General features: G+C 61.9%; 13 protein-coding genes. 10 read left to right on the top strand and 3 right to left on the bottom strand.

Features of this window, described 5'->3' with window-relative positions:
- Window positions 1-126: 126 nt before the first annotated feature.
- A complete protein-coding gene (locus ACJO3T_RS07595; RefSeq protein WP_406963545.1) occupies window positions 127-624 on the top strand; it encodes a DUF2062 domain-containing protein in 498 nt (165 codons plus the stop codon).
- A gap of 19 nt (window positions 625-643) precedes the next feature.
- Here the strand turns inward: ACJO3T_RS07595 and ACJO3T_RS07590 are convergent, their stop codons facing one another.
- Window positions 644-1333, bottom strand: coding sequence for an ABC transporter ATP-binding protein (locus ACJO3T_RS07590; RefSeq protein WP_406978187.1), 690 nt, complete (start codon window positions 1331-1333; stop codon window positions 644-646).
- Between the two features lie 10 nt (window positions 1334-1343).
- Window positions 1344-2585, bottom strand: a complete 1242-nt coding sequence (locus tag ACJO3T_RS07585; protein WP_406963547.1) for a lipoprotein-releasing ABC transporter permease subunit — start codon at window positions 2583-2585, stop codon at window positions 1344-1346.
- 164 nt (window positions 2586-2749) lie between these two features.
- Here ACJO3T_RS07585 and ACJO3T_RS07580 point away from each other — a divergent pair, with 164 nt between their 5' ends.
- The 9 genes from ACJO3T_RS07580 to infA all read left to right on the top strand — a co-directional run bounded on the left by ACJO3T_RS07580 (window position 2750) and on the right by infA (window position 9710).
- Window positions 2750-3337, top strand: coding sequence for a PilZ domain-containing protein (locus ACJO3T_RS07580; RefSeq protein ID WP_406963548.1), 588 nt, complete (start codon window positions 2750-2752; stop codon window positions 3335-3337).
- 62 nt (window positions 3338-3399) lie between these two features.
- Window positions 3400-3705: a hypothetical protein gene (locus ACJO3T_RS07575; protein WP_406963549.1), complete on the top strand. Its 306-nt coding sequence runs from the start codon at window positions 3400-3402 to the stop codon at window positions 3703-3705.
- A gap of 142 nt (window positions 3706-3847) precedes the next feature.
- Entirely contained in the window at window positions 3848-4882 is a 1035-nt protein-coding gene (locus ACJO3T_RS07570; protein WP_406978229.1) for an agmatine deiminase family protein, read from the top strand.
- Window positions 4879-5793, top strand: a complete 915-nt coding sequence (locus tag ACJO3T_RS07565; protein ID WP_406978186.1) for a carbon-nitrogen hydrolase — start codon at window positions 4879-4881, stop codon at window positions 5791-5793. The genes ACJO3T_RS07570 and ACJO3T_RS07565 overlap by 4 nt, the downstream gene beginning before the upstream one ends.
- Window positions 5794-5814: 21 nt before the next feature.
- Window positions 5815-6732: an AAA family ATPase gene (locus tag ACJO3T_RS07560; RefSeq protein WP_406963551.1), complete on the top strand. Its 918-nt coding sequence runs from the start codon at window positions 5815-5817 to the stop codon at window positions 6730-6732.
- Window positions 6733-6891: 159 nt separating this feature from the next.
- Window positions 6892-7845 carry a thioredoxin-disulfide reductase gene (trxB, locus tag ACJO3T_RS07555; RefSeq protein ID WP_406978185.1) on the top strand — a complete coding sequence of 318 codons (954 nt, stop codon included), beginning with the start codon at window positions 6892-6894 and terminating at the stop codon, window positions 7843-7845.
- 62 nt (window positions 7846-7907) lie between these two features.
- The gene (gene aat, locus ACJO3T_RS07550; RefSeq protein WP_406978184.1) at window positions 7908-8630 is read left to right on the top strand and encodes a leucyl/phenylalanyl-tRNA--protein transferase; all 723 of its coding nucleotides are present in this window, start codon (window positions 7908-7910) and stop codon (window positions 8628-8630) included.
- A 2-nt stretch (window positions 8631-8632) separates the two neighbouring features.
- Window positions 8633-9358: an arginyltransferase gene (locus ACJO3T_RS07545; RefSeq protein ID WP_406963554.1), complete on the top strand. Its 726-nt coding sequence runs from the start codon at window positions 8633-8635 to the stop codon at window positions 9356-9358.
- Window positions 9359-9491: 133 nt separating this feature from the next.
- The gene (gene infA, locus ACJO3T_RS07540) at window positions 9492-9710 is read left to right on the top strand and encodes a translation initiation factor IF-1 (RefSeq protein WP_008938619.1); all 219 of its coding nucleotides are present in this window, start codon (window positions 9492-9494) and stop codon (window positions 9708-9710) included.
- Window positions 9711-9840: 130 nt separating this feature from the next.
- On the opposite strand, the gene clpA is transcribed toward infA, so the two are convergent.
- The gene (gene clpA / locus ACJO3T_RS07535; protein ID WP_328189355.1) at window positions 9841-12111 is read right to left on the bottom strand and encodes an ATP-dependent Clp protease ATP-binding subunit ClpA; all 2271 of its coding nucleotides are present in this window, start codon (window positions 12109-12111) and stop codon (window positions 9841-9843) included.
- Between the last annotated feature and the right edge of the window lie 10 nt (window positions 12112-12121).

The following is a 12121-nucleotide window of genomic DNA, read 5'->3' as shown; positions in this document are numbered from 1 at the left end:
TCCGGCTCATTCAGCAAACCGGACGAGACTCCACCCCAATTCCATCAACCAGGCGTTCGGAACCCGGTTTCTCCATGCCGGGCCACCCAGGCAACCAGGCTTTTCTTCGATATGCCGAAGAAGTTCATGAAACGTTACATCCCGTCACCGGAGAAAGTGCGCTCCATCGAGTCGCTGCACTTCCTGGGGGATATCCTTCATGAACCCAACCTGTGGCATATCAACCGCCACTGTGTGGCCCGGGCCTTCCTGATCGGCATTTTCCTCGCGTTTATTCCGATGCCGTTCCAGATGGTGGCGGCGGCCTTCGGTGCCGTCTGGCTCAACGCCAACCTGCCACTGTCGGTGGCACTGGTCTGGATCAGCAACCCCCTGACCATGCCGCCTATCTTCTACTTCAACTACAAGGTGGGGGCCATGCTGCTGGACCGCCCGGTGATCACCTTCGAGTTCCAGTTTTCATGGAACTGGTTCAGCGAACGGATCGTGGAAATCGGCATTCCACTGTACATCGGCTCGATGGCCGTGGCCACGGTTCTGGCCTGCGCCAGCTACCTGCTGATCCAGTTCCTCTGGCGCCGCAAGGTACGCACGGAATGGCGCCATCGTCGCCGCCATCCCTGAGATCCGCCCTTGCCGCTGATCAGGCCGGATGCAACTTGCCCTGCTCCAGCCTGAGCACCCGCCCCAGACCACGGGCAATGGTCATGTCATGGGTCACCACCACAAAGGCGATACCCAACCGGTCCCGCAGGCTTTCGATCAGCTTCTGGACACTGTTGGCGGTCTGCTCGTCCAGGTTGCCAGTGGGTTCGTCCATCAACACGCATTCGGGCTCGTTCACCAGTGCGCGGGCAATGGCCACCCGCTGGCGTTCACCACCGGACAGTTCGCCAGGCTTGTGGCCCAGACGCTCCGCCAGGCCAACCTGGGCCAGCATATCATCGGCCCGATCCCCGGCCTCCCGGATGGACATCCCCCCCAGGGTACAGGCCAGCATCACGTTCTCGCGGGCGGAAAACTCCGGCAGCAGATGGTGGAACTGGTAGACAAAGCCAAGGTGCCGGTTGCGGAAGCGCGCCCGCCGGGCCTCGCCCATGCGGTGGATGTCCTCCCCGCAGATGGCGATATGGCCGGACGATGGCTTGTCGAGGCCGCCAAGCAGGTTCAGCAAAGTGGTCTTGCCGGCACCGCTGCTACCGACAATGGCGACGGTTTCCCCGGCTCCGACCACCAATGAGATGTCGGAGAAAATGGTCAGCGTGGCGGGACCTTCCCGGTAGGTTCGGGTAATGGTCCGGCACTCGATCACGGGCCGCTGGTTCGATTGCATGGACTGCTCCTCACTCATACCTCAGGGCCTCCGCCGGATCAATGCGTGATGCCCGCCAGGCCGGATAGATGGTGGCCAGCAGACTCATGACCAGCCCCGCCGTACTGATGATGGCCACATCCGGCCACTGCAGGTCGGAGGGCAGGTAACTGATGAAATAGACGTCGGCGTTGAGGAACTGGTGGTTAAGCAGACTCTCAAGCCCGCTGATCAGGTCACTGATGTACCAGGCGCCGAAGATGCCCAGGGTGGTCCCCACCAGCGTACCGAAGACCCCGATAATGGCTCCCTGGATCATGAAGATCCTCATAATCCGCCCCGGGGTGGCCCCCATGGTGCGGAGTATGGCGATATCGCCGGTCTTGTCGGTCACCACCATGACCAGGGTCGAAACGATATTGAACGCCGCCACCGCCACGATGAACATCAGCAACAGGCCGATAATGGTTTTTTCCATCTGGATCGCACTGAACAGACTGCCATGGGTGCGGGTCCAGTCGGAGATGTAGTAGCGACCACCAAGACTCAGTGCGGCTTCTTCCACCACGGTGGGCGCGGCGAACAGGTCATCCACCAGCAGGCGCACGCCTTCGGCCCGACCGCCGGTCCGCATCAGCTTACTGGCATCCTCCATGTGGACCAGGGTGTAGTTGCCATCCAGCTCGGCCCCGGTACTGAAGATACCGGCCACGGTAAAGCGCTTGAGCCGGGGCATCACCCCCGCCGGGCTGACCGAGGCTTCCGGCAGCACAATGGTTAGTCTGTCGCCCACCTCCAGACGCAGGCTGGCCGCCAGGGGGCGTCCCACGATAATGCCGAACTCGCCGGCCTTCAGGTCCTCCAGCTTCCCCTCAATCATCTGGCTGGAGATGATCGACACCGTGTCCTCCTCCTCAGGCACGACCCCCTTGATCAGCACACCACGAACATTGCCGCCTCCGGTGACCATGCCCTGACCCTCAATGAAGGGGGCCGCAGCCAGGACCCGGGGATGTGCCGTCACCTTCTGGTCAACGTCCTGCCAGTCCGAAAGGTAGGGATCCCCCTTGACCACGGCATGGGGCACCATACCCAGCACCTTCTGCTTGAGTTCCCGGTCAAAACCATTCATCACCGACAGTACAATGATCAGCACGGCCACACCGAGCATCAGGCCGATCATCGACGTCAGGGAAATAAAGGAGATAAAGTGGTTTCGTCGCTTGGCTGCGGTATAACGCAAACCGATGTAGAACGAGAGAGGTCGAAACATACAGGTCGCCTGTCACTGCCGGAAATCGAATCGAGTGCCCCCGCTTTCTTGCCACCGGGAAGCTGCTAAACTGCTCTGGATACGGGTGCCCTTTCGGTTCCTGGTCCTGGTGACCGCCTGCTGCTGCGAATCGCCCGGTCACCCGTCAATGTGCTGGAGCCCGAATGACGTCAGATCATAACGCCCCGGACCGCCGGGATTTTTACCGCATCGAAGATCGGATCGGTCTGGAGTACCAGCGGATTCATCCGGACGATACCGGCGGCAATCCCTTTGCAGAGGACCACCTGGACAGCCTGAAATCGGAACTGAAACGCCTGGACCAGGAATTCCGCAACCAGCTTCCGTTACTGGCGGAGCGGGACCGGCTGGCGGCTTCCCTGCTCAAGTCGCTGAACGGTAAGGTTGATACGCTGGCGCGCATTATGGCCTTTGACCAAAATCCGTTGCAACCGGAAGATTGGCGGGAGGTTACCCTGAGTGAAGGCGGTGTAAGCTTTCCGGCAAAAGGTGGCGAGCTGTCCCGGGGTGATCTGGTGGCCCTCCGCCTGACCCTGCCACCGGAACTCTACCGCCCCCAGGGTACCGCCGAAGTGGTTGATATCACACCACTGGAATCAGCTCCGGGCGCCGGTCTGGAGCTCATACATACCTCCTTCGTCGACATACCGGAAGGTGACCGTCAGCAGATTGCGAAACACGTCATGGCATGGCAGATTCGACAGAGACAGGGCGGCGAACCATCGCAATAATGAACTGGTTCGATTCATAATGGACCGAATCAATCATTAAAGAAGTTTCAGGAGAACTGACAATGAACAAGCTGATGTCCGCAGCCGTCGCTGCGAGTCTTGCCATTACCGCACTGGGAACGGGTTTGGTACCCACGGCCCAGGCTGACGAGGTCAAGGTGCCGGTAATGTCCCAGGGCGACCGCCAGACCATGACACTGCCGGATACCGGCCAGTCACGGAAAATGGTACGTCAGCGGTTTGGTGATCCGGTCCGCACTTCCGGCCCCGTGGGTGATCCCCCCATCTCCCAGTGGCACTATGATGACTTCGTGGTCTACTTCGAATACAACCACGTAATCCACACTGTCGCCAGGCACTCCCGCTGAATGCCGTACGCACTCTCGAACACAACTGACGCTACGCTACCAAACCGGTAGAATGCGGCGAAATCCGACGCGGGACCCACTGGCCGGTTCCCTACCGTGAACCACTGACAGGATGGTTGCTATTTTGACTTCGACACGCGTGATGCCTGCCGAATGGGCACCCCAGAGTGCCGTCATGCTGACCTGGCCCCACCCCGGAACTGACTGGTTCAGCCAGATGGATCAAGTGGAACCGGTTTTCCTGGCCATCGCCCGGGCGGTTCTCCGGTTTGAGCACCTGGTGGTAAGTTGCGAGCATGTGTTCCGGGCCCAGAAGCTCGAGCAGGAGCTCAACCAGTGGGCCCGCGAACAAAACCTGCCAGGCAGGGCCCACTGCGTGGCCGCACCATCCAACGATACCTGGGCCCGGGACCACGGCCCCCTTGCCGTAACGACCGAAGACGGGACCCGGTTGCTGGATTTCCGCTTCAATGCCTGGGGCGGCAAGTTCCCCTGGGAGAAAGACAACGCCCTGAACCAGCATCTGGCAACCGGGGGCTGTTTTGGTGACACCCCACTGGAAACGGTGGATTTCGTCCTGGAAGGCGGGTCCATCGAATCCGATGGCAAAGGCACCATCATGGTGACCAGCGAATGCCTGCTGACGCCGACCCGCAACCCTGACTATGACCGTGCCGCCATTGAGGCCCTGCTGGGCGAGACCATCGGGGCCAGACGTGTGCTCTGGCTGAACCACGGCTACCTGGCCGGTGACGATACCGACAGCCACATCGACACCCTCGCCCGTTTCTGTAGCCCGGACCATATCTGTTATGTCCGTTGCGGCGACCCCAACGATGAACACTACCCGGCCCTCAAGGCCATGGAGGAGGAGTTGCGCCAGTTCCACCAGGCTGACGGCTCGCCCTACCGGCTGACACCGTTACCCTGGCCGGACCCGGTCCTGGACGAGGACGGCGAGCGCCTGCCCGCCACCTACGCCAATTTCCTGGTGATCAACGGCGCGGTGCTGGTACCCACCTATGACGTTCCCCAGGACGACGACGCCCTGACCACCTTGCGCGCGCTGTTCCCGGACCGGGAGATCATCCCCGTTGCCTGTCGGCCCCTTGTGGAACAGCACGGCAGCCTGCACTGTGTCACCATGCAACTGCCACAGGGCGTGGTGGATCTATGAGCGCAGACCGGACACTCAGGGTTGCCGCCATCCAGCAGGCCTGCAGTGACGATAAATCGGCCAGCCTGGAGACCACGGAGCGACTGGTCAGACAGGCTGCCGCCGAAGGTGCGCAACTGGTGATACTGCAGGAACTGCACGCCACCCTGTACTTCTGCCAGAAGGAAGACACGGCGGTTTTCAACCTGGCGGAACCCATTCCCGGTCCCACCACCGACCGCCTGGCCTCGCTGGCACGGGAGCTGGGCATTGTACTGGTGGGTTCAGTCTTCGAACGCCGCATGAATGGCGTTTATCACAACACCGCCGTGGTGCTGGAGAGCGACGGCTCCATCGCCGGGCTCTACCGCAAGATGCACATTCCCGACGATCCGGGTTTCTACGAAAAATTCTACTTCACACCGGGGGACGCTACCTTTAACAGCGGCGCCAGCGGTTTTACCCCTATTGACACCTCCGTAGGCCGGCTGGGCGTGCTGGTATGCTGGGACCAGTGGTATCCGGAAGCGGCCCGACTGATGGCACTGGCCGGCGCGGAGTTGCTGATCTACCCCACCGCCATTGGCTGGGACACCACCGATGACGCCGACGAACAGGCACGGCAATTGGACGCCTGGATCACCGTGCAACGGGGCCACGCGGTCGCCAACGGCCTGCCCGTGATTGCCCCCAACCGGGTGGGCATCGAACCGGACCCGTCCGGCCAGACCACTGGCATCCGCTTCTGGGGCAACAGCTTCATCTGTGGCGCCCAGGGGGAATTCCTCAACCGCGCAGACGAGCACCAGGAAGCTATCCTGGCGGCAGACATCGACCGGCATCGGAGCGAGTCCGTGCGTCGCATCTGGCCGTACCTCAGGGACAGACGTATCGATGCGTACAGCGACCTGCTCAAGCGCGTGCGGGACTGACACACAACCACCGGATTCTCCATGAAGAAACTGATCGACGCCGCGATCACCGAACTGAACCACATCGTCCTCGGCAAGGAGCCCCAGATCCGGCTCGCCCTGTGCGGGCTGCTCGCCCAGGGGCACTTGCTGATCGAGGACATCCCCGGCATGGGCAAGACCACCCTGTCCCACGCCCTCGCCAAGGTTATGGGCCTGTCCTATCAGCGCATCCAGTTCACCAACGACCTGCTGCCGGCGGATGTACTGGGGTTCTCCATGTACGACCGGGAGGCCGGTTCACTGGTGTTCCACCAGGGGCCCATCTTTGCCCAGGTGGTCCTGGCCGACGAGATCAATCGCGCCTCTCCGCGCACCCAGAGTGCCCTGCTGGAAGCCATGGAGGAGCGCCAGGTGTCCATCGAGGGTGAAACCCGCCCCCTGCCCCTGCCATTTTTCGTGATTGCCACCCAGAACCCGGTGGAACAGGGGGGCACCTATCCCCTGCCGGAGTCCCAGCTTGACCGCTTCCTGATGCGCCTGCGCCTGGGGTACCCGGACCCCAAGGCAGAGCGGGAACTGCTGGAAGGGGAAGACCGGCGCCAGATGACCGAGCGGCTTCGCACCATGTTCCGCCCCGAGGACCTGAAAACCCTGCAGGAGGGCGTCGCCCGGGTCAGTACCAGCCCGGCCCTGCTGGACTACATCCAGAACCTGCTGGAAGAGAGCCGGCGCATGCCGGGCCTGATCTATGGCCTGTCTCCCCGTGCCGGTCTCGGCCTGATGCGGGCCGCCCGGGCCTGGGCACTGATGCAGGGGCGTCATCATGTCCTGCCAGATGATGTACAGACCGTGTTCCCGGCCATCGCCAGTCATCGACTGGAACAGGGCGACAGCGGCAAGGGCGAGCAACGGGTCCGGCAGCTACTGGACCAGGTGCCGGTCATCGGGCGAGCCTAGCCCTCTGCCCGACCGGGCATCATACGATCACCCGGTCATCCGACAGGAATAGCGCCACTCAATGACCCAGATTACGGCAATCAAATTCGCGTTTGCCATAGATCTTGGTATCCTTTTCCGCCACGGACAATCGCCCCGAGAACTGAAGAGACACGAGCAATGACCGACAGCAAACACTCCCGACTGATCATCCTGGGTTCCGGCCCCGCCGGTTATACAGCGGCTGTCTACGCGGCCCGCGCCAACCTGAAGCCTACCCTGATCACAGGCATTGAGGTGGGTGGCCAGCTCACCACCACCACCGACGTGGACAACTGGCCCGGCGACAACGACGGCGTCCAGGGCCCGGAACTGATGCAGCGCATGCTCAAGCACGCCGAGCGCTTCGAAACCAGTGTGGTTTACGACACCATCAACGAGGCCGATCTGCGTAACCGTCCGTTTCGCCTCAAGGGCGACAGCGGCGAGTACACCTGCGATGCCCTGATCATTGCCACCGGCGCCTCGGCCATGTACCTGGGTCTGGAGTCCGAGGAGAAGTTCAAGGGCCAGGGCGTATCCGCCTGTGCCACCTGCGATGGCTTCTTCTACAAGAAGCAGAAAGTCGCGGTGATCGGCGGCGGCAACACCGCCGTTGAAGAGGCCCTGTACCTGTCCAATATCGCCGACGAAGTGACCCTGGTCCATCGCCGGGACAAGCTCCGGGCGGAGAAGATCCTGCAGGACAAGCTGTTCGAGAAGGCCGAGAACGGCAACGTCAAGATTGTCTGGGACCATACCCTGGACGAGGTTCTGGGCGATGGCACCGGCGTTACCGGCATGCGCATTCGCAGCACCAAGGATGACAGCACCCGGGAACTGGACCTGGCCGGCGTATTCATTGCCATCGGCCACCGCCCCAATACCGAATTGTTTGAAGGTCAGCTCGATATGGAAGGCGGCTATATCCGCATTCGCAGCGGCCTGGAAGGCATGGCTACCCAGGCCAGCGTGCCCGGCGTTTTTGCGGCCGGCGACGTGGCTGACCATGTCTACCGCCAGGCGGTCACCTCCGCCGGCTTCGGCTGCATGGCGGCGCTGGATGCCGAGAAATTCCTGGACCAGCAGGGCTGAACCCCGCATGGAGATCACCCGCCCCGGCGTCAGCCCGGGGTGGGTAACAAGAGGCAGACCCGATGAGTGCCCTGCCCTGGCTTGATCCGGACTACCTGTGGTTTCCCCCCGCGGAAGAAGCCCTGCGGGAACCCGATGGCCTGCTAGCCCTCGGGGGCGACCTGTCCCCTGAACGGCTGCTGCACGCCTACCGGAGCGGCATCTTCCCCTGGTTCAGCGACGACCAGCCGATCCTCTGGTGGTCCCCCGACCCCCGATGCGTCCTCTTTCCCGATGACATTCATATCTCACACAGCCTGCGTCGCACCCTGAACCAGGGGCGCTTCCGCATCACCACGAACCAGTCGTTCCGACGCGTCATCCATCTGTGCGGTTCCACCCGGCCCGAAGGCACCTGGATCACCGACGACATGGAGCAGGCCTACAAGGAACTCCACCGTCGTGGTCACGCCCATTCCATCGAAGCCTGGAATCACCGCGATGAACTGGTGGGCGGCCTCTACGGGCTGGCCATCGGGCGCTGCTTCTTTGGTGAATCCATGTTTTCCCTGGAAACCAACGCCTCAAAGACAGTGCTGGTTCACCTGTGCGGCGAGCTGTGGCGCTCCGGCTACCGCATGATGGACTGCCAGGTGGAAAGCCCCCACCTGCTGAGAATGGGCGCACGAACTATTCCCCGGCGGGTATTCTTATCTATACTGGAGGAAAACATCGACCACCCACCTCGCCAGGACCACTGGCGACTGGACTGGACCTGGCAAGGCTCACGCCCGGGGGAGGGATAAGGATGAGCAGCCTGAGAACGCTGGTATTCTTTGCCACACCGGCCCACAGTTGCAGTTACCTGCCCGGCCGCGACGCCACCACCATGTTCGTGGACCCCAGAGCGCAGATAGACAAGCGGCTCTACAGCCAGCTCACTGCTCTGGGCTTTCGCCGTAGCGGCTCCCATTACTACCGCCCCCACTGCGAGCACTGCAACGCCTGTGTCCCGGTTCGCCTGGACGCCCGCGCGTTCCGCCCGGACCGGTCCCAACGCCGGGTCTGGAAACGCAACGAGGATGTCACCTTCAAGCTGGTGCCCGCCCAGTTCTCCGAACGGTACTACCAGCTCTATGAGCACTACATCAATGAACGACATGCCGACGGCGACATGTACCCGCCTTCCCGGGACCAGTTCCAGTCCTTCCTGGTGGAAGGTGCCACGGACAGCTGGTTCCTGGAGATGAACGTCGGTGACGAGCTGATCGGCCTGGCGGTGCTGGACAAGCTGGATGACGGGCTATCCGCCATCTACACCGTATTCAGCCCGGACCACGACAGGCGCAGCCTGGGTACCCTGGCCATACTCTGGCAGATCCGGGAGGCCCGGGAGCAGGGGCTGCCCTGGGTCTACCTGGGGTACTGGATTGCCCAGAGCCGGAAGATGAACTACAAGACCCGCTTCCGTCCGATCGAGGCGCTGATCGACGGCTCCTGGCAGCAGTTCGACCCGGACCAGGAACCCTCCTGAGCACCGCCTTTCGGTTATTCCATAAGACGACGTTCCCGCAGGATTGACGCTTTTTTTGCCAATCGCGACCAAATGAGGCAGAATTGCGCCATTCTGGAATCAGGGAAACCCAATCAAGCGAGGTCCTTACTGAATGGCGAAATCAGATGTCATTGAAATGGAAGGGGTAATTGTGGATACCCTTCCCAACACCATGTTCCGTGTGGAGCTGAGCAACGGCCATGTTGTCACTGCCCACATCTCCGGCAAGATGCGCAAGAACTACATCCGCATCCTCACTGGCGACAAGGTCAAGGTAGAGCTGACTCCCTACGACCTGAGCAAGGGGCGCATCGTCTACCGCGCCCGTTAATGCCGCCAGCCTGCCGGGCCGGCAACACAGCGGCCTGACATCTGCGCAAGAAAAAGCCCCGCCAAGGCGGGGCTTTTTCGTTGTTGTGCATGGTGCGGATCACAGGCCCCGGCTCCCCGGGGCCTGATCGTTACACCGCTTCGGCCGGCTCGTTCTCGTACTCGAACACCAGCTCCCCATCCTTGAGGTGAACATTCACCTCGCCACCGTTCTCGGACAGAGCCCCGAACAGGATCTGTTCCGCCAGCGGACGCTTGATCTTGTCCTGGATCAGGCGGGCCATAGGACGGGCCCCCATGGTCGGATCGTACCCTTTCTCCGCCAGCCAGAGCTTGGCCTCGTCGTCCACGTGCAGCACCACCTGCTTTTCGTCGAGCTGTGCCTGCAGTTCAGTGAGGAACTTGTCCACCACATGGGTGATGATCTCCGGCGCCAGGCCGCCGAACTGGATAATGGAATCCAGGCGGTTGCGGAACTCCGGCGTAAACATCTTGTTGATCACCTCCATGCCATCGGTGCTGTGGTCCTGCTCCTGGAAACCGATGGAGCGACGGCTGATGTCCTCGGCACCGGCGTTGGTAGTCATCACCAGGATGACGTGGCGGAAGTCCGCCTTGCGACCGTTGTTGTCGGTCAGGGTGCCGTGATCCATCACCTGAAGCAGAAGGTTGAACACTTCCGGGTGCGCCTTCTCGATCTCATCCAGCAACAGCACACAGTGCGGGTGCTTGTTGACCGATTCGGTGAGCAGACCACCCTGGTCAAAACCGACATAGCCCGGAGGCGCGCCAATCAGCCGTGACACAGTATGGCGCTCCATGTACTCGGACATGTCGAAGCGGACCAGTTCGATGCCCAGCACCTTGGCCAGCTGACGGGTCACCTCGGTCTTGCCGACACCGGTGGGGCCGGCAAACAGGAACGCGCCCTCCGGCTTCTCCGGCGCCTTGAGGCCGGCACGGGCCAGCTTGATGGCGTTGGACAGCGACTCGATGGCCGGGTCCTGGCCGAACACGGTCATCTTCAGGTCCCGCTCCAGGTTGCGCAGCAGGTCCTTGTCGCTGCTGGACACGCTCTTCGGCGGAATCCGGGCAATGGTAGCCACCACATCCTCGATGGCGGACACACCGATCACCTTACGGCGCTTGGCCTCCGGCAACAGACGCTGACGGGCACCGGCCTCATCGATGACGTCGATGGCCTTGTCCGGCAGGTGACGGTCGGAAATGTACCGGTCCGCCAGCTCGGCGGCCACCCGCAGGGCCTTGTCCGTGTACTTGAGATCGTGGTGCTTCTCGAAGTGCGGCTTGAGTCCCTTGAGGATCTGGTAGGTGTCATCCACGCTGGGCTCGTTAACGTCGATTTTCTGGAAGCGACGGGCCAGCGCGCTGTCCTTCTCGAAGATGCCCCGGAACTCGGAGAAGGTGGTGGACCCAATGCAGCGGATCTCACCGGAGCTGAGCATCGGCTTGAGCAGGTTAGACGCGTCCATCACACCACCGGAGGCGGATCCCGCACCAATGATGGTGTGGATCTCGTCGATGAACAGGATGGCCCGCTTCTCTTTCTTGAGCTCCGCCAGCAGCCCTTTCAGGCGCTTCTCGAAATCACCACGGTACTTGGTGCCCGCCAGCAGCGCGCCCAGGTCCAGGGAGTAGACCACCGCATCGGCAATGATGTCCGGCACATGGCCGTCCACGATGCGACGGGCCAGGCCCTCGGCGATGGCAGTCTTGCCGACACCGGCCTCACCCACCAGCAACGGATTATTCTTGCGGCGGCGAACCAGGATCTGGACCACCCGCTCCACTTCGTGCTCGCGGCCAATCAGCGGGTCAATACGCCCCTGACGAGCCTGTTCGTTCAGATTGGAGGCATAGGCTTCCAGAGGGCGGTTGGAGGAACCTTCCTCGGCGCCCTCTTCCTGCGCGGCCGGATCCGGAGCTTCCGGCTCTTCGCCTCCCTGGACACGGGAGATGCCATGGGAAACGAAATTGACCACATCGATACGGGCAATGTTCTGCTTCTTCAGCAGGTAGACAGCCTGACTCTCCTGCTCGCTGAAAATGGCGACCAGGACGTTGGCACCGGTGACCTCCTTCTTACCGGAAGACTGTACATGGAAGACGGCCCGCTGCAGTACGCGCTGGAAGCCCAGGGTCGGCTGGGTTTCCCGCTCACTGTCACTGCCGGGAATCAGAGGCGTGGTGGAGTCCACGAACTCGGTAAGCTCATCCTGCAGCCGCTGCAGGTCAGCCCCGCAGGCTTTGAGGACGCCCACCGCTGAATCGTTGTCCAGCAATGCCAGCAGCAGGTGCTCAACCGTCATGAATTCATGACGCTTGTCCCGGGCATTCCGGAACGCGGCATTCAGCGTAATTTCAAGATCTTTGCTCAGCATGGGCCACCCC

The organism is Marinobacter shunpengi (genome assembly GCF_045449715.1).
Taxonomy (GTDB): domain Bacteria; phylum Pseudomonadota; class Gammaproteobacteria; order Pseudomonadales; family Oleiphilaceae; genus Marinobacter.
This window is presented reverse-complemented; position numbering and strand designations above follow the sequence as displayed.